This is a genomic window from Mycobacterium kyogaense (genome assembly GCF_003254575.1).
GTDB classification, from domain to species: Bacteria; Actinomycetota; Actinomycetes; order Mycobacteriales; family Mycobacteriaceae; genus Mycobacterium; species Mycobacterium kyogaense.
Window position 1 is genome coordinate 1 of the sequence record NZ_QJUA01000011.1, and the last position, 17,662, is coordinate 17,662.

17 protein-coding genes are annotated in these 17,662 nt (G+C 67.5%); 6 read left to right on the forward strand and 11 right to left on the reverse strand.

Annotated features, from left to right (window positions below):
• The 4 genes from DMB80_RS10305 to DMB80_RS10320 form a co-directional block, all read left to right on the forward strand.
• Positions 1 to 1,035 (forward strand): MinD/ParA family ATP-binding protein (locus tag DMB80_RS10305; RefSeq protein ID WP_111509774.1); only part of this gene is annotated, 1,035 nt, incomplete at its 5' end.
• Positions 1,032 to 2,558, forward strand: a complete 1,527-nt coding sequence (eccD, locus tag DMB80_RS10310; protein ID WP_111509775.1) for a type VII secretion integral membrane protein EccD — start codon at positions 1,032 to 1,034, stop codon at positions 2,556 to 2,558. The genes DMB80_RS10305 and eccD, both read left to right, overlap by 4 nt.
• Positions 2,559 to 2,567: 9 nt before the next feature.
• On the forward strand, positions 2,568 to 3,323 hold the full coding sequence (locus DMB80_RS10315) for a hypothetical protein (protein ID WP_111509776.1): 756 nt from the start codon (positions 2,568 to 2,570) through the stop codon (positions 3,321 to 3,323).
• The gene (locus DMB80_RS10320) at positions 3,320 to 3,634 is read left to right on the forward strand and encodes a type VII secretion target (protein WP_111509777.1); all 315 of its coding nucleotides are present in this window, start codon (positions 3,320 to 3,322) and stop codon (positions 3,632 to 3,634) included. Before DMB80_RS10315 ends, DMB80_RS10320 begins: the two co-directional genes overlap by 4 nt.
• On the opposite strand, the gene DMB80_RS10325 is transcribed toward DMB80_RS10320, so the two are convergent.
• The gene (locus DMB80_RS10325; RefSeq protein WP_240431111.1) at positions 3,635 to 4,450 is read right to left on the reverse strand and encodes a secretion protein EccK; all 816 of its coding nucleotides are present in this window, start codon (positions 4,448 to 4,450) and stop codon (positions 3,635 to 3,637) included.
• Between the two features lie 8 nt (positions 4,451 to 4,458).
• On the opposite strand from DMB80_RS10325, the gene DMB80_RS10330 reads away from it, so the two are divergent.
• A complete protein-coding gene (locus DMB80_RS10330; RefSeq protein ID WP_162938484.1) occupies positions 4,459 to 4,746 on the forward strand; it encodes a hypothetical protein in 288 nt (95 codons plus the stop codon).
• Positions 4,747 to 5,851: 1,105 nt separating this feature from the next.
• Here the strand turns inward: DMB80_RS10330 and DMB80_RS28080 are convergent.
• On the reverse strand, positions 5,852 to 6,508 hold the full coding sequence (locus DMB80_RS28080; protein ID WP_162938485.1) for a hypothetical protein: 657 nt from the start codon (positions 6,506 to 6,508) through the stop codon (positions 5,852 to 5,854).
• A gap of 1,074 nt (positions 6,509 to 7,582) precedes the next feature.
• Here DMB80_RS28080 and DMB80_RS10340 point away from each other — a divergent pair.
• A complete protein-coding gene (locus tag DMB80_RS10340) occupies positions 7,583 to 7,834 on the forward strand; it encodes a hypothetical protein (protein ID WP_162938486.1) in 252 nt (83 codons plus the stop codon).
• Positions 7,835 to 7,943: 109 nt separating this feature from the next.
• Here DMB80_RS10340 and DMB80_RS10345 read toward each other — a convergent pair whose 3' ends face one another.
• The 9 genes from DMB80_RS10345 to DMB80_RS10385 all read right to left on the reverse strand — a co-directional run bounded on the left by DMB80_RS10345 (position 7,944) and on the right by DMB80_RS10385 (position 17,630).
• Complete coding sequence (locus DMB80_RS10345) at positions 7,944 to 8,522, reverse strand: TetR/AcrR family transcriptional regulator (RefSeq protein ID WP_276131531.1); 579 nt, start codon at positions 8,520 to 8,522, stop codon at positions 7,944 to 7,946.
• Between the two features lie 114 nt (positions 8,523 to 8,636).
• Positions 8,637 to 8,972: a YbaB/EbfC family nucleoid-associated protein gene (locus DMB80_RS10350; protein ID WP_276131532.1), complete on the reverse strand. Its 336-nt coding sequence runs from the start codon at positions 8,970 to 8,972 to the stop codon at positions 8,637 to 8,639.
• On the reverse strand, positions 8,972 to 10,579 hold the full coding sequence (locus DMB80_RS10355) for a PPE domain-containing protein (RefSeq protein ID WP_111509782.1): 1,608 nt from the start codon (positions 10,577 to 10,579) through the stop codon (positions 8,972 to 8,974). The genes DMB80_RS10350 and DMB80_RS10355 overlap by 1 nt, the downstream gene beginning before the upstream one ends.
• Positions 10,576 to 11,982, reverse strand: coding sequence for a type VII secretion protein EccE (eccE, locus tag DMB80_RS10360; protein ID WP_111509783.1), 1,407 nt, complete (start codon positions 11,980 to 11,982; stop codon positions 10,576 to 10,578). The genes DMB80_RS10355 and eccE overlap by 4 nt, the downstream gene beginning before the upstream one ends.
• A complete protein-coding gene (gene mycP, locus DMB80_RS10365) occupies positions 11,979 to 13,328 on the reverse strand; it encodes a type VII secretion-associated serine protease mycosin (RefSeq protein ID WP_111509784.1) in 1,350 nt (449 codons plus the stop codon). The genes eccE and mycP overlap by 4 nt, the downstream gene beginning before the upstream one ends.
• Positions 13,329 to 13,510: 182 nt before the next feature.
• Complete coding sequence (locus DMB80_RS10370) at positions 13,511 to 13,768, reverse strand: HPr family phosphocarrier protein (protein WP_046364643.1); 258 nt, start codon at positions 13,766 to 13,768, stop codon at positions 13,511 to 13,513.
• A 41-nt stretch (positions 13,769 to 13,809) separates the two neighbouring features.
• The gene (locus DMB80_RS10375) at positions 13,810 to 15,852 is read right to left on the reverse strand and encodes a PTS fructose transporter subunit IIABC (protein WP_111509872.1); all 2,043 of its coding nucleotides are present in this window, start codon (positions 15,850 to 15,852) and stop codon (positions 13,810 to 13,812) included.
• 24 nt (positions 15,853 to 15,876) lie between these two features.
• The gene (locus tag DMB80_RS10380; RefSeq protein ID WP_111509785.1) at positions 15,877 to 16,854 is read right to left on the reverse strand and encodes a 1-phosphofructokinase family hexose kinase; all 978 of its coding nucleotides are present in this window, start codon (positions 16,852 to 16,854) and stop codon (positions 15,877 to 15,879) included.
• Positions 16,851 to 17,630: a DeoR/GlpR family DNA-binding transcription regulator gene (locus tag DMB80_RS10385; RefSeq protein WP_046364645.1), complete on the reverse strand. Its 780-nt coding sequence runs from the start codon at positions 17,628 to 17,630 to the stop codon at positions 16,851 to 16,853. Before DMB80_RS10385 ends, DMB80_RS10380 begins: the two co-directional genes overlap by 4 nt.
• Positions 17,631 to 17,662: the final 32 nt, after the last annotated feature.

The window sequence follows — 17,662 nt, forward strand, 5'->3', positions numbered from 1 at the left end:
CGCCCGGCCCCCGCGCCGGCACCGTCGCAGCACTTCGCCGACGTCGAGGTCGACCGCCGGCCCGTCGTGCAATCCGCACCGACGTCGGCCGCATCGATGGGTAACCATCGCGCCATCGACGCGCTCTCCCACGTCGGCGTCCGCTCCGCGGTCAAGATGCCCTCGCAGCGCGGCTGGCGGCACTGGATCTACCTGCTGACCAGGATCAACCTGGGGCTCTCGCCCGACGAGCTCTACGAGATGGATCTGCACAACCGCATCCGGCGCAACGCCCGCGACTCGTACCAGATCGGAATCTTCGGCCTCAAGGGCGGCGTCGGTAAGACCGCGGTCACGGTGGCGCTGGGTTCGGCCCTGAGCTCTATTCGAGGCGATCGCATCCTTGCGATCGACGCCGACCCCGACGGCGGGAACCTCGCCGACCGGGCCGGCCGCCAGTCCGCGGCAACGATCTCGGACCTGTTGAGCGACAAGGAACTTCACCGCTACAATGACATCCGCGCCTACACGAGCATGAACGGCGCGAACCTCGAGGTGTTGTCGTCGGAGGAGTACAGCGCCGCGCGCCGCGAGTTCAACGACGAGGATTGGCGCTCCGCGACCGAGATCGTGTCGCGCTACTACAACCTGGTCCTGGCCGATTGCGGCGCGGGTCTGTTCCAGCCGGGAGCCCGCGGGGTGCTCTCGACGGTCTCCGGGCTGGTGATCGTGGCCAGCGCGTCGATCGACGGCGCACGCCAGGCGGCGATCACGATGGACTGGTTGCGGCAGAACGGCTATCAGGATCTGCTCGGGCGCTCGTGCGTGGTGATCAACCATGTCGTGCCGGGCAAGCCGAACATCGATGTCGACGATCTGGTGCAGCAGTTCGAGCGCCACGTGTCTCCGGGCCGGGTCATCGTGCTGCCGTGGGACAAGCACATCGCTGCCGGCACCGAGATCCAGCTCGACCTGTTGGGCAAGGACTTCCGGCGCCGCATGGTCGAACTGGCCGCAGCGCTGTCCGATGACTTCGACAGGCTCGAGCGGCGTTGACCGCGACCGCCGCACCCCCGTCGTCGTCGAGCGTCACTCCGGGGCGCCCGGCGACGACGCGCGTCACGATCCTGACGGGTCGCCGCATGACCGATCTGGTGCTGCCGTCGGCGGCGCCGATCGAGACCTACGTCGACGAGACGGTGAACGTGCTCGCCGACATCCTGGAGGACACCCCACCAGAACTGTTGGAGGGCTTCGACTTCAAGGCCCAGGGCGTGTGGTCGTTCGCGCGTCCCGGTGCCCCGCCGATCAAGCTGACGGAGTCGCTCGACGATGCGGGAGTGGTCGACGGCTCACTGTTGACGGTGGTGTCGGTCAGTCGCACGGAGCGCTACCGGCCGCTCGTCGAGGACGTCATCGACGCGATCGCGGTGCTCGACGAGACCCCGGAGTTCAACCGGACCGCGCTGTACCGCTTCGTCGGGCTGATGCTGCCGCTCGTCGCGCTGATGATCACCGCAGTCGCGATCCTGTCGTGGACGTCGACGGGTCATGACTGGTGGTGGCCCGTCTCGCTGGGCGTGCTCGGCGTGGCGCTGATGGGCGGCAGCTGGTTTGCCCAAACCCGTTACGGCAGTCTCGATATGGCGGAAAGCCTGCTGGTGTCGTCGCTGCTGACCCTCGGCGGCGGGGTCGCGCTGGCCGTTCCGCTACCGCGCGGCGTGGAGTCGTTGGGTTCACCGCAGATCGCGGGCGCCGGCGCTCTGGTCTTGCTGATGGTGCTGGCCACCCGCGGCGGACCGCGACGACGGGCGGAGATCGCTGCCTTCCTCGCGGTGGTCGCCACGGCCGTGACATTCGCCGCCGTCGCGTTCGGCTACGGCTGGCAGGACTGGGTGCCTGCCGGCGCGATCGCGTTCGGTCTGATCGTCGTCACGAACGCCGCCAAACTGACTGTAGCCGTGGCACGTATCGCCCTGCCGCCGATCCCGGCGCCGGGCGAGACGGTGGCCAACGACGAACTGCTGGACCCGGTGACAACGGATGACACGTCGGAGGAATCGGAGACCTGGCAGGCCATCATCGCGTCGGTGCCCGACTCCGCGGCGCGGCTCACCGAGCGCAGCCGGCTGGCCAAACGGCTGCTGATCGGATTTCTGACCGCCGGCGCTCTGATCCTCGCGGTCGGCGCGATCGCCGTTGTCGTGCAGGGGCACTTCTTCCTGCACAGCCTCATCGTGGCCGCGTTGGTGACGGTGCTGTGCGGCTTCCGGTCTCGGCTGTACGCCGAGCGGTGGTGTGCCTGGGCGTTGATGGCGGCGGCGGTGATCATCCCGACGGGTGTGACCGTGCGCCTGTGCCTCTGGTACCCCGAGCAGGCCTGGCTGGTGCTCGCGATCTACACCGCGGTGGCTGTCGTCGCGGTGATCACGATCGGCGCGACGGACGGCGTGCGGCGCGTGTCACCGGTGACCAAGCGCATCCTCGAGCTCGTCGACGGGGCGACGATCGCGGCGGTCATCCCGATGCTGCTGTGGATCGCCGGCGTGTACGACCTGTTGCGAAATCTGCGGTTCTAGGAGGTTCTGGTGACCAATCCCGCTCCGCTGACAGTCGATCCGGAGGCACTGGCAGCTGCAGGTGGCGCATTGTCGGCAGCGGCCGCCGACTTGCCGGCGGCGCCTGAACCCTTCATGCCGGTGGGGACGGATCCGCTGTCGACCACGATCATCGGGCAGATCCCGGCTGTCGAAGGGCCCATCTACGAGCAGCTCCCCGTGGTGAAGACCCAGGCGACGCAAACCGCGAGCAACGTCACGAACGCGGCCAATGCCTACACGGCGACCGATCAGCGACTCGGCGGTGCGATCAGTGCCGAAATGCAGAACGCGGCCGGGGTCGGTGGCGGCTTGTCGGGTGCAGCCGGTGGCGCTGCAGGTGCGGGGGCTGGCGCCGCGGGATCAGCTGGCGGCGGCATGAGCCAGATGATGAGCATGCCGATGCAGATGGCCTCGCAGATGACGCAGATGCCGATGCAGATGATGGGTGCCGTGCAGCAGGTACCGCAGGGCATCATGCAGGGTGCGCAGCAGGTGGGGCAGCAGGTGCAGCAGATGGTCGGCCAGTTCGGCGGCGCTGGTGGCGCGGGGGGTGCCGGTAGTGGCGGAAGTGAGTCGGGGTCGGGCATCGACATACCCGAGGCCGAGAAAGCTGAGAGCGCGAACGACGGCGCTACGGGCGGCGATCCGGGCGCGGAGCGAGCCCCGGAGGCAGAGCAGAAGGACAAGGCCGACGAAGAGACGCCGGGTCGGCATCGGGCCGCAGATGATCGGATCAATCTGTGACGGGCTCACTGCAGGTCAATCCGGGTGAATTGCGTTCTGCCGGAACGTCTTTCACGGGTGTCGCGGACAAGCTCGTGTCTTTGGACCCGGGAACGCCGCTGGCCGATGCGGCGGCGGCCGTGCCGGGTCTGAAGACGGCGGGGGCGTGCCTGACGGCCAAAGAGTCAGTGGCGCAGCAGATGATCGCGATTACCAGCGCGGCGCGCACTTTCGGCGGGAATCTCACGTCGGCTGCCGACAAATACGAGAGCACCGATCAGGCGTCGGGCGGCAACATCGCCGGTGTTCCGATGCCGGCACCCGGCGGCTGATCAGACGGTCGCGGTGGCGTTGACTGCGTCGCCGATCATCACCGCGAGGTGCTGCCAGTACACCCAATCCGCAATAGCCTGCCGCTGAGTCGCAGCGTCTGTTGCGGTGTGGGCGCGGTGGAGTGCGTGAACCTGCGCGTGCTCGGCGTAGGTGACGAAGGCCTGCAGATGGGCGGTGCCGCGTTGCGGGCTGGTGCTCATCAAGGGTTTGGCGACCTCGAACCAGAGTTTGGCGGTGTCGTCGGCGGGTGGTTCTTGGTCGGCTGGTGCCGGGGGGAGGAGTTCGGTGAGTCCGGTGTCGCTGGCGGCGTTGAGTTGCTGAGCGGCTGCGGGTGCGATGACGTCTAACCGGCTGCGGCCCTGCATCTTTCCGCTCTCGGGCATGTCGTCGGCGGTGAGGATGACTTTCGCGACGCCGGGGTCGAAGGTGGCGAACTGCTCTTCGGTCGCGACGACGGCGCGCAGTTTCTTGTCGTGGTGTTGAGCCCACCGCTGGATGGCGAGGATGGGGTAGGTGGCCCAGGTGGCGCGTTCGGAGAGGGGAATGGCTTCGTCGGCGGAGGCCATTTTGACGGTGTCGGGGAGGTGGACGCCGTCGGGGATGTAGCCCAGGCCGTAGCTGTTGGCGACGACGATGGTGCCGTCCATGGTCACGCCGGTGACCCAGAAGAAGCCGAAGTCCATGACACCGACGTTGAGGGCGGCGGCGATGTGGCGGGCACGCTGGAGCGGATCGTTACCAGTTGCATTGCGGCGCAACGCTCCTGCGGTGGTGGCGGCGGCAATTGCGTCGCGTTCGGCGCGGCTCGCTGACACTGGAACAGGTGCAGGCGCAGCCGCGGCGTTGGCGGCGCTGGCAGCCGACATCGGAGCGACGCCTGGACCGGTGGCGGCGGGTGCGGTACCCGGCGCGGGAGGTGCCGGAGGTGCCGGAGGTGCCGGAGGTGCTGGCGTGGTGGGAGGTCCGAGTGGCACCGGCGGGGGCGATGCGGGTGCCCCGGTCGGGGCAGAAGCCACCGGTGCGGCGCCGGCCGACCCGCCACCCATGGCGCCACCAGAAGCACCGCCTGCAGAGCCACCTGCGGGAGGTGCAGCAGCTGCGGCCTGGTTGACCGGAGCTTGCGCGGGGGCGGGAGCACTCGCTGGTGCGGGGGAGGACAACGGCGCGGGCGGTTGGCTCGCTATCGGCTGCATGGTCGTGGGTTTGGCGGAACCGGCGGAGGAGTTCGCTGACTGGGTCGTATTCGGATTGCCGGTCCCAGAAGCGCTTGGGTTCGGGGCGCCCGCGCCGCCAGCCGCGCTCGAAGGAGTGCCCGATGCAGGAGCGGCATTACTGGACGACGCGCTGGCCGAAGTTGTCGACGCCGAGCTAGCGCCACCCCCAGGAGTAGACCCGGAGCCAGTCGTTACAGGCGAGCCGCTTCCACCTGTACTGCTCGGAATAGCGGCGGATGGTGGTTGTGAACCCAGTGCGGGCGCGTTGGCTGTGGTCGCCTGAGGCGTTGTCGGCGAACTTATTTCGCCCTGTTCTATTTTCGGATTAGTCGATCCGCCTTGTTGCCCTGCTAAAGCTATGGGGGTAGGTGTCGAATTCTTCACAGGAGAGATGACGTGCTGAGTACTACCTGACTGAGAATTCAAGGTCGTCGGTGGGGGCTGGGGGGCGCCGGGTTGAGTCGGGCTCGGCGGCGAGAATTCTGGGATCGAATCAATAGGCGGATTCCAGAGATCGAAAACCGGTATCTTCGAGGCGGCTCCGGCGACAAGTCCCGAGTTTAGTCCGTTCTGAGCTCCGAGATATGCGCTCAGCTCGAACTCGCGGAGTTCCGGATTTGTTGGGCGATTTCGAATTTCCTCAATCTTCGCCTGCGCGCTCAGGAGGTTCTTGTTCACAGCAAGCTTCGCCTCCGCAACGCTGCTCGCAGCTAAGTTGTAGAAGGCATACGCCTTTGCCAGGTGCATCTCAAGCTGTTGGAGATCCACGATACGTTTCTGGAGAGCAGATCGACCTGCGTCAGCGGCATCGCCGCTCCAGGTGCCGGTGTCGAATATCTCCGTCTTTCGGTCCTGCCATTGGGTGCAGACTGCATGGACCTTGTTGCGGAGATTTAGGTACTGTGTGGCCTGCTTGCGAAGCGCGTCCTCATCGATTTCGGGCCAACCGAGGGGCTCGGTCATCTCTTCGATGTATTCGCCCGATGTTTTGCCGACCCCCATTCAATTCTCCGCCGCTAAGCAAGCCTGATTATTGACTGCCACGAGTTGAGCCGAGGCATTTGCAAGATACGCGTCGGCCGGCACGTAGGTTGCGAAGGACTGCACGTATGCCCGGCTGTAAAGCGCTGCGAGGTCAGCGAAATCTGCAAACACTGCACTTTGGCTGCGAATGCCCATCTCTTGGAGTTGGTCCGCGTTGGCCGACATCGGCGCCGCGACCGCGGCATAGATCGCCTGCTGTTCAGGAGACCACTGACTAACGGGGATATTCGGATTCGAGGCAAGCCAATCCGAGCTCACTGCGTCAAATTCTGACGCTGTCTGTTTCCAATCAGGGCACACAGGAGAAGCCTTGGTCATGAATCGCGACGGCTGGATCGGGTCACCTATCGGGGCAACTTCTACCGGTGCACTCGTGGCAGGGACGAGCTGCGATCTTGACGCAGCAGAACCAGTAGAGATCGCCGAGCAAATCCAAACCAACGCGTTGGAGCTTGCCGTCGATACGTTGGCCAGATGATCGTCCGACGGCACGTAGTTCGGTGTAGCGGCTGCGTAGGCGCGTAGATAGGCGATTGTCTGGGCGTAAAGCTCGCGCATCACCCGGTGTGGCGTCTTTGACACCAAAGGGACGGTTTGGTCAGCAGCGCTTCCCATGGCTTTAGCAGCTTGCTGATACTGCTCCTTCTGCTGTTGTGTCCAAGACGCCGATGGCACGGACGGGTCGCGGTTAGACCAGCCCTTCGCGAGTTGTTCTGTCAGCGTGTCGTTAATGGGGCCCCAGGCGGCGCAAGTCGGGTCCTCGGTAACGATGCTGACGGGTCCCCGATCGTCCGCGCTGGCAACGTCGGCTGCCGTAGGAGGAGTAGTCGACTCCGGAGGGCCTGACGGCCGTGCCGACCCGTGACTGCTGTTGCGTGTAAGCATCAACGTGGCCACCACCGTGACCACTACAACGATAAGGACGCCGAGTCCGCCAAGTACCCACTTCGTCTTTCCACCACCTTTTGGCGGCGGGAGTGGCGGGCCCCAGTACTGCGGTGGACCTTGCGGTGGCGGCGGCCATTGGCCGGACGGCGGCATCGTCATGCAGACCGCTCCGGTTTTTGCCGCAACATCCCAACCTCCCAGTCAGCGCATTTCAGCGACGGCTATCGCCAACGTTTGACCAATCCAGCTTACGAGACGCTGCAGGCGCCTTAGGGCACCGATTTCTCTGGCGCCACGCCTAATCTCAATCCCCGTTAGAGAACTCTGCGTTCTTCAACGCACCCCAAATCCGGTCGAGATGGGTGCCATTGCACGAGGCGCGAGTCCAGGCGGGTTGGGTTTGAAACCGTCATGCCTCGGTGTGAAAGGCGACATAGCAGTGCCAGCCACAGCAGCAAAATGCGCCCGCCCGCACTGCGACGCCCGCTGAGCCGGGGTCGCCCGGTGACAAACCGACGACGAAGCGCCCGTCCTGGCATCGTCAACGGGGACAGCTGCGTAGTTTCCCGCAACAATACAGCCATATCGTAATGGTATCGTCAGCGGGAAAGAGCCATAGGTTGACGCAGTTCAAGCAAAGCGGAGATGTTGCTAGCAACAGGTGGTTGCAAAACCCGCGGCACGACGGAAGGACCTACACCGTGATGCCGATTTCGTCGCTAGCCATGGCACCTGCGGCCTCCTCGCGGCTCAATGGTTAAGCCACGCCCGGACAGCGCCGACTATGTCAACTGCGCCTTCGTGATCACCTTGGTCGATCGACAACGCCTCACCTACGGTGCCGGTTCCGACCTCCGCATCGATCATGGTGAACTGACCGCCTCAGATGCCGTCGGTAACGAACGCCGCATCGCGGTGCAGGACTGGCAGGACGTCATCATCAACGCTTCCGAGGTCCTCTCCAACCGGTGGCGTCGGACGCGTCCGCCCACCACGCAGACCTCAGCGCCGCCAGAGCCGCCCGCCGACATCGACCCCGAACAACCCAGCTGACGTCACGTCCCACCACGCAGACCTCAGCGCCGCCAGAGCCGCCCGCCGACGACGACCCCGAACAACAACCCAGCTGACGTCACGTCCCACCGCGCAACAGTCCGGTCCGTCACTTCATCTGTCCTTGCCGGATCAACCGGGTGACCGCAGCGTCCCACCTGGCCGTCTGTTCGGGGTCATACAGTGAGCCGTCCACGTGTCGCTCGATGTACGGCCGCAACATGATGGTTCCGACACGCAGGATCAGCGGCAACATGTTGGCCCACAACGGATCCAAGTCGTCAGGAGTGAGGCCTTGAGCGGCGAACTCAGCACCCTGCTGAGCACTGATGGCGTAGAAGCCGTCGAAGATGGTGTTGCCGACCTCGCCGCGTTCAGCCAGTGCCCTGCCGACGTAGTCCATCACCGTGGGATTCTCGGACATCAGCTGAGCCAGTCGGCTGCCCGCATCGCCGACGCGATCCTCAGCGTCTGACCCAGAGGACGGCTCGGCCTGGACCTGCCCGAAGATCGAGAGCACATGCTGATCGATGACGTCGATCAGTTGGCTCTTGGTGACGAAATAGTGCTGCACCAAACCCAGGCTCACGCCCGCGGCCTCGGCGATCGCGCGCAGCGAAGTGTTGGCAATGCCGTCCTCAGCGAAACACTTCATCGCCGCATCGCGGATCTGGTCAGGTCTGCTCACGTGGAGGCAAGCCTCAGCGCGGGTTGGTAAGCCGTCATCACCGTGGATCTTTGCAGACAAATCGTCAGATCTGTCTAAGTCGGCTGCCCTACGTCGCCCTTCTACGCGGACGGACTACTCCTGCGTCATCTCCGCAGTGATCTCCGCGACCACCGCGTCGATGCGTTCCCGGTCCGCGTCGATCGACGCCGCCGCATCCGCCGATGCCTTCTGTAGCGCCTCGTTGACCCGGCCCTCGACCGTCTCTGCACCCAGCCGCAGCAGACCGTCCTGGATGTAGACGTCCTGCAACCAGTGATGCCCGTTCAGTGTCACCTCGACGGTCTCGGTTTCGTCGGCCGCGGTGAACGATTCGCTGGCCATCTTGTCGAGCTGCTCGTCCATCAGTGACTGCAGCCGACGCGCCTGTCGCAGAACCGCTTCCACCTCGGGGTGCATGTCCTCGCTCACTACGACTCCTTCCTCGTGCCCTCGGAGCCGGGGCGCCGACGCGCCTGCAGCCCGATCACCGGCTCGGTGTGCGGGCGCTCCTCGACGTAGATCTCCTCGTCCTGCGACAGCTGCGGGTTCCGCTTCTTCTCACCGCTGCCGCCGGCGCCGTGTGCGCCGTGCATCGGCGCCATGCCGCCCATCCCACCGCCGCCGGCCATGGCTCCGCCAGCTGCACCGGCTGCTCCGGCCGCCGCCGGACCGGCCGATGCCGCATACGGCGTGGGCGCCACTGTCTCGGCGCTGACCGCGGGCTGCAACGGAACACCGCCGAGCCCACCGCCGCCGCTACCACCGCCGGCCCCTGCCCCGCCGCCGCCCTTGGCCGCTGCCGGGCGCAACCGTGGGTCACTGGGCGACTTCGGATCACCCTTGCCGAGACCCGGCATCCCGCCACCAGGAGCGCCGCCGCCGGGCTGACCGCCGCCCGGTTGTCCGCCAGGAGAGCCGCCGCTCGGCGATCCGCCGCCCTGTTGACCGGCTTGCTGCCCCGCCTGCTGGGCGGCCTGCGCTGCCTGAGCCGCCGGATCGCCAGCCGACATCGGGGACGTCGGCGACTCCTGGGGGGCACCACCGCCCGAGCCGCCGGGCGCCTGCTGCCCGCCACCTCCGCCGCCCTGCTGCTCGCCCTCCCGATACGGCTTCGCCCGTCGGTGGTCCTCGGGAGTGACCGGGATGCCCGACATCACCGGTGCCGGCGGTTCTTCCGCGTCGATCTGATTGACCACGGCTTCCCGCGCGTAGGTGTTGCGCAGCTCCTCGGACTTCTTCTGCTCGTCGGCGATCTTGTTCATCGCGTCGACCCAGGCCGGGCTGTAGGGCGGGTTGTCCACCACCTGCTGCGACAACTCGCGGTAGCGCTGCGCGATCGGTTCATGATCGCTCTTCGCCTTGCTGTGCGCATTCGCCGCGACATCGGCCTCGTCCGCCAACCGTTTCCACGCTCCCGACAGGGAGATCAGCCAGTCGCGGTAGGCATTGAACTTCGCGTACGCCGCGTCGGCCGCCTGGCCCTCCCAATCCGTGGAATTGACCTCGAACTCCTCGGCCGATGCGGCCAGCGAGTCGGCGTTGGCCCGCCACATCGTGGCGGCAGCCCGCAGCGAGGTTGCGTCGTCACCGGAATCCAGGGCTGTCTGCGTCGACTCGGGATCCATGAAGCCCTGTTCGGACGCCAACTGCCCTTTCGGGATCGGCATCTTCGGTGGGCGTGGAGGTGCCGGGATGTCCACCGCCTTCGGCATCACCGGACCGCCGCCCGGTGCACCACCCGGCACGTCGAACGTCGAGCCGATGCCCTCACCGGATTGCTGGTCGATCTGCGTATAGGCGGCCGCCACGTTGTCCAGCGTCTGCGCGAGGCGCTGCCCCTCGAGACGGCCGTATTCCTGGTAGGCCCAGAGGTTTTCGGCGTTCTGTGAGATGTTGGTCACCGCGACGCTGGCGATGATCAGCGCATCGGCGGAGATCAACGGCGGTTGCGCCTGCGCCGAAGCGAACGTCAGTCCTCGGATCTGGTTCGCCTTGGCCCTCAGGTCCGACGGTTGGACCCGCACCTCATCGCTCATGCGCGTTCTCCTTCCAGCACCGTCTGGTACCGGCTCTCTTCCCGCGGGTTGATCAACCGAATCGGCAGCTGCTTGTGCCGCGGCGTGGCGATGTAGGTGCTGCGCAACATGACTCGGCCCACCCCCGGATGCGGCCCCAGATACGTCGTCGCTGTCGGCCACGCCACCTTGGCGACCTGCCCGATGCGCGCGTTGACGTAACCTGCGAACTCCTCGAACTGCGGGCTGAGCGTGACGACGGCGCCTGCCGCGGCCGAGCGGACGACGAACTGTGTGAACAGTCGCGCGTCGCCCAGGTTGATGCTGACGTCGACGTCGTCGAACGGCATGTAGACCGGGTAGCGGTCCGCGGTCTCGCCGACGAGGATGCCGGCCGATCCGATCGGCACCTCGTAGTGCCGGTCGGTGACGGGGCTCTCGCCCAACAATGCTGCGCGCTGGCCGCCGAACAGACACGAAAAACCGCGCGGTGTCGAGGGATTCGCGAGGGTGGTCAGCAGAACCGTCGTCGTCGGCGCGACGCCGGGCGCGATGCGGACGCGCGTCAGCGTGTGGTCGGCACGGGCCGACCACCACACGTCGGGACCGCCGGGCGCACTGTAGGCGGCCGTGAACGTGCTGCGCCCCTTGATCATCGACCATGTTTCGCGCTCGAAGCTGATCTCGGTCGCACGGTCGAAATCGTCGAAGCTGCGGGCGGGGCGGGCGTCGATACCCTTGCTCGCCAGATGATCGGCGATCCGCGTGGTGGACGCCATCAGGTACTGGGCGAGCCCGGCCACCCCGGTGTTGCGGCGCAGCGCCGCCTTTCGGGTTTTCTCCGGATCGGCTCGCAGCACTATCCAGGTCCGACGGTTCGCCGGCGCCGGGTAGGGCCCGACCACCTGGTCGTACAGGGCCACCAGTGCGGACGGCGCGGTCCTGCCGACCCGGTACCCGGCTGACACCACGTCGGCCTCGAGATCGGGGCAGTAGGCGGCCAGCAGCTCGTCGATGGTGCGCGTGTCGACGACGTCGTCGGTGAATGCGGCACCGTTGACGATCACCGTCGGCGTGAAGGGACGGGGTACCAGCTCGATCGCCGCGACGACGTAGTCGCCCTGCCAGCGCAGCGCCACATGGTCACCGGGGATCACGGTCGCCCCGACCGCTGGTTCCGACGGCGCCGGGGGCGGCTGGCGGTGCCGCCGCCGCCACGCGAAAAGCGCTGCGATCCAACCGGTCACGCGACGGCCGCGCAGCGTGAACACCGCGCCGATGCCGATCAGCACTGCCAAAGTGATGCCCAGCCACATCAGATGCATCTGGGAGAACAGCAACAGGCAGGCGGGGATCAGCACCGCCGCCCACAGCGCGTGCCCGGTGGTGAATCGCACCCCGAACAGCGACAGCACCCTGCTCATCGGCGCCTCAACGCTCGCCGCGCCATCGCACCGATCCCCAGAGCCGCGGCCACGCTCGCGCCGACGATCACGACCCATGTGATAGGGCTGCGGTCCGGTGGCGGCACGTACACCGGCGGGGGAATCGCCTTGATCTGATACGGGATAGTGGCCGGGCCGGGCGGCACATCCCAGGTCAGTGCCGCGACCGGGTCGACGACGCCGGCGCCGACGACGTTGTCCGCACCACCGCCGGGATGACGTGCCGTGGCGGTGATGCGGTTCATCACCTGCGCCGCGGTCAGCTCCGGGAAGCGTTGCCGGACAAGCGCTGCGAGCCCCGACACGTAGGCCGCGGAGAACGACGTACCGCTGATCGGGATCGGGCCGTCCTCACCCTGGAGTGCATTGACCGGGTTGCCGTCGTAGCCGAGTGCCACCAGGTTCTCGCCCGGTGCGGCGGCCCCGACCCATGGCCCCTGCATCGAGAAGGCGCTCGGCTGACCGTTGGGGGCGATGCTGCCGACGGAGAGGACCAGCGGCGAATACCAGGCCGGCGACACGATGGTCTGCACGTTGCGCCAGCCCCGAGGATCGGCGGGCACCGCGGCGTCCGGCGGCGGATTCTGCGTGCACTCGGCGCCCGTGTTCCCGGCCGCCACGACGATCACCGCGTTCTTGACGTTGACGGCGTAATTCACGGCTGCGCCGACGACGCTCTCGTTGATGGGGCGGGTCACCTTGTAGCAGGCGGCCTCGCTGATGTTGATCACCTGCGCGCCGAGGTTGGCCGCATGCACGATCGCGCGGGCAAGACTGCGCAGCGACCCCGCCGTCTGTGTCGCGTTGGGATCGTTGGGGTCGGTCCGCGTGCCGACCGGCTGGAAGCTGTCGGAGGTCTGCCGCAGAGACAGGATGCGGGCGTCGGGAGCGACGCCGACGAAGGCGTCGGTGGGGGCGGGCCGACCGGCGATCACTGCGGCGGTCAAAGTGCCGTGTGCGTCACAGTCGGACATGCCGTTACCGGCCTGATCGACGAAATCGCCGCCTGGCTCGGCGGGGACTCGCGGCGACCCGTTGACGCCGGTGTCGATCACAGCAACAGTTATCCCGGCTCCCGTTGCGAACCGCTGCGCGTCGGCCAGTCGCAGGTAGTCGCTCGCCCATGGCCGGTCAGCGAAGTTCGAATTGGGAAAGACTGTGGGCGCAGCGCACACCCGGCGCTGCTCCATCGGCTGATCAGGACCAGTCTCATCAGGCGGGATCGCGGCTGGATCGATGATCGGCGGTTCGATGGCCTGCGCGCTGGGCGGTGCCAGCAGAACGACCAGCAGTAGTGCAGCAAACAGAGAAGACAGTCGCCGCACTACTGGTCACCCCCCGCTCCCTGTTTCCTGACCGGCACTGCCCGTACCGATGTCAGCAAACATAGCGCCGCCTCGATCGCGGCGCAAAAGGTCACGTCAGAGGTCTGCGGTGCGGGCACATGGGAAAGCCTAAGGTCCCGCGGAGGGAGGTCGTTCCGCTTTCTTTCGGGGCGCGGCGCCCCTTACGCGTCGAGGTCCTTCTGCACCAGTTCGGCGATCGTGTTCACCGCGGCCTCGTCGTCGGAGGCGACGGTGACCTGCGCGCCGTTGCCCGCGCCGAGGGTCATGATCATCAGCGCCGAGCCGGCGTCCACCGGCTCACCGCCGTCGACCGAGAGCGTGACGGGTACACCGGCGTTGACCACGGCCTCGGCGATGATCGCCGCGGGCCGGGCGTGCAGTCCGATGGACGAGCCGACGATGACGGTCTTGGTGGGCATGAACTCTCCTCTTTCAGTGGGTGGTGAGTGGAAGGTAGTGGTCAGGCGGCGACGAGCTCGCGCTCGGCTTTCGCCGCACTGGGCTTGAGGAACTGCTTCGCCGCGATGACGGCGATAGCGGCCGCGACCGTGCCGGCCAGCAGAGCGATGACGAAGCCCAGCTTGTTGTCGATCGCGAACAGCACGAAGATGCCGCCGTGGGGCGCCCGCGACGTCGCACCGAACGCCATGGACAGCGCGCCGGTGATCGCGCCGCCGAACATCATCGACGGGATGACACGCAGCGGGTCGGCCGCGGCGAACGGGATGGCGCCCTCGGAGATGAACGATGCACCGAGAAGCCATGCGGCGCGCCCGTTCTCGCGCTCGGGCTCACTGAACAGTCCGGGCCGGACCGTGGTGGCCAGCGCCATGGCGAGCGGCGGCACCATGCCGGCGGCCATCACGGCGGCCATGATCTGGATCGACGCGGTGGTCGAGGCGGCGAGTCCGGCGGTGGCGAACGCGTAGGCCGCCTTGTTCACCGGGCCGCCGAGGTCGAAGCACATCATCAGGCCGAGGATCACGCCGAGCAGGATCGCCGAGGTGCCGGACATGCTGCTCAGCCAGTTGGTCAGGCCGGTGTTGATCAGGGCCAGCGGGCGGCCGACGAGGAAGAACATGATGAGACCGACCACCAGGGACGCGCCGAGTGGCGTGATGACGACCGGCATCAACCCGCGGAACCATTGCGGCACCTTGATATTGCTGATCCACAGCGCGGCGAAGCCGGCGATGACGCCGCCGACGATGCCGCCGATGAAACCGCCGCCGACGAATCCGGCGAGAGCACCCGCGGTGAAGCCGGGCGCGAGCCCGGGCCGGTCGGCGATGGCGAAGGCGATGTAGCCGGCCAAGGCGGGAATCAGGAAGCTGAACGCCAGACCGCCGAGGCTGAACAGAATCGCGCCGAGATACTGGGCGAAGCCACCGCTGGGCAGGTTGGTCAGCGAGTTGTTGAGCGCGATGATGTTGCCCAGCGACTGCGTCTCACCCTCGGGCTTGTTCGCGATCTCGTACCCGGCGAACAGGAAGCCGAGCGCGATCAGCAGACCGCCCGCGGCGACGAACGGAATCATGTAGCTCACACCGGTCAGCAGGATCTGCCGAGTACGGGTGCCCCACCCGACGTTGCCGCCGGGTGCGGACCCTGCCGATGCCGTCGCCGCGGACCCCTCAACCCGCGGCGCGTTCGGATCGTCTGCTGCGGCAACGGCTTCGGCGACCATCTTGGCCGGCTCGTTGATCGCACGCTTGACCCCGGAAGCGATCACCGGCTTGCCGGCGAAGCGACCGCGATCCTTGACGCCCACGTCGGTGGCGAAGATGACGGCGTCGGCCTTGGCGATCGTCTCCGCGGGCACCGGGGTACTGCCGGACGAGCCCTGCGTCTCGACGACCATCGTGACGCCGGCCTCTTTGGCCGCCGCGGCCAGCGCATCGGCGGCCATGTAGGTGTGGGCGATGCCCGTCGGGCAGGCGGTGATCGCGATCAGCGTCTTGGTGGCCGGCTTCTCGGCAGGAGCGGCAGGAGCGGCGGCGGCCGCCGCGGGAGCAGTAGCCGGAGCGGCCGGTGCCGGGTTCACCACCGCGTCGACCAAGCTCACGACCTCATCGGCCGACGACGCGTTGCGCAGCGATTCGACGAAGTCCTTGCGCACCAGCGCACGCGCCAGGCTGGACAGCAGCTTCATGTGCTCCTGGCCGCCGGAATCCGGCGCGGCGATGAGGAACGCCAGATCGGCCGGGCCGTCGGGGGCGCCGAAATCCACTGCGGGACTGAGCCGGGCGAACCCGATGGTCGGGGTGTCGACGTAGGGCGAGCGGCAGTGCGGGATCGCGATGCCGCCCGGCAGGCCGGTGGCCGACTGCTGCTCGCGGGCCATCGCGGCACCGACGAGCCCGTCGGTGTCGTTTGCGCGACCGGCCGCGCCGAGGGCGCCGGCCATCCGCTCGATGACGGCTTGCTTGTCACCGTCGACGGCGACGTCGAGGAGAACCAGATCGGAGGTGATGATCGGCGGTGCAGTGGTGGAGCTGGACATGATCACTACTTTCGTCGTCGAGCGTTACTGGGTGGCGGGAATCGGAGAGATCGGCGCGACCTGGACGGCGGCCAGGTCGATCTCGGCGGGTGAGGGCAGGGTGGTTCCCGGTAGCGCCGCGGCGGCGCTGCCGTAGGCGACGGCCATCTGCAGCCGCTGCGGGGAGACGGCGCCACCGACTTCGGCGCGGATGTAGCCGGCCAGCGAGGAGTCGCCGGCGCCGACGGTGCTGCGCGGCACGATCGGCGGCGGGGTCGCCATCCAGGCGCCGTTCGCGTCGACCAGCACAGCGCCTTCGGCGCCCAGGGTGGCGAGCACTGCGCCCACTCCGCGGTCGACGAGCTGGCGCGCGGCGGCCACGACCGGCTCCGGATCACCCTGTGCGACGGCCTCTTCGAGAACCTCGGGGGAGAGGCCCAGCACGCCGGCGAGTTCCTCGGCGTTGGGCTTGATCAGGTCGGGGGCGCCGCGCTCGAGTGACGCGACGAGCGCGGCCAGCGGCGCGTCGGACGTGTCGACGGCGACTCGGCAGCGGTACGAGGCGAGCATCGCCACCACGTCGCCGTACCAGGACGTCGGCATCCCCGGCGGCAGCGAACCGGACATCACCACCCAGTCGGCGCCGTCGGCGGCGGCCAGCACCGCATCGGTCAGCGCCGCCACCGTCGCCGCGTCGAGCGTCGCGCCCGGTTCGTTGATCTTGGTGGTGGTGCCGTCGGGTTCGGTGATCGTCAGATTCGTCCGCGCGGGCTCGGCGGAGTTCACCACACGGAAGGACACCGCCGCGGTCTGCAGTGCGGTGATCAACGGGTCATTGGTGGCTGCGGGCAGGACGGCGAGGGCGTCGAGGCCTGCGAGCGTCAGCGCCCGGGCGACGTTGACGCCCTTGCCGCCGGCTTGATCGGTCACCGAGGTGACCCGGTGTACCGCACCGCGGGTCAGCGGCGACGGCAGCGACGCCGTGCGGTCGATGCTCGGATTCGGGGTGACGGTGACGATCACAGCTGGTCTCCTGCGCAGACGATTTCGATGCCCTGATCGGTCAGCGCGGACCGGTCGGTGGCGCTGATCTCCGGGTCCGTGATGAGGGTGTCGACACTGGTGATGGGCGCGAAGCTGACGAAGTCCTCCCGGCCCACCTTGGACGAATCCGCGGCGACGACAACGTAATTGGCTGCCCGCACCATGGCGCGCTTGACGGCGGCCTCGTCGCTGTCGGGAGTGGACAGCCCGTGCCGCACGCTGATGGCGTTGGTGCCGATGAACGCGATGTCCACCCGCAGGGTGTCGAGCACCCGCAGCGTCTGCTCGCCGACGGCGGCCTGGGTGACCCCGCGTACCCGTCCGCCCAGCAGCTGCAGCGACACCGTGGGCATGGTGGCCAGGCGCGCGGCGATCGGCACGGAGTTGGTGACGACGACGAGTTCGCGATCGGTGGGTAGGTGCGCGGCGATCCGCATGGTGGTGGTGCCCGCGTCGAGGAGCACGGTCGCGCCGCTGAGCGGGAAGAACTCGGCTGCCGCCGCGGCGATCGCATCCTTGTATTCGGAGCGGGTGACGTCGCGCTCGCCGACGCCGGGCTCGACGAGGTGCAGCGCCCGCACCGGCACGGCGCCGCCGTGCACCCGTCGCACGATGCCCGCCTTGTCCAGGACCGCGAGATCGCGACGCACCGTCTCGGTGGTGACGTCGTAGGCCGCGGCGAGCTCGGTCACCGAGGCGCGGCCTTTGGCCATCACCAGCGAGGCGATCGCCTGCTGACGCTCTTCGGGGTACATGGAGCTCCGTTTGTGTGGGGATATGTGCGATT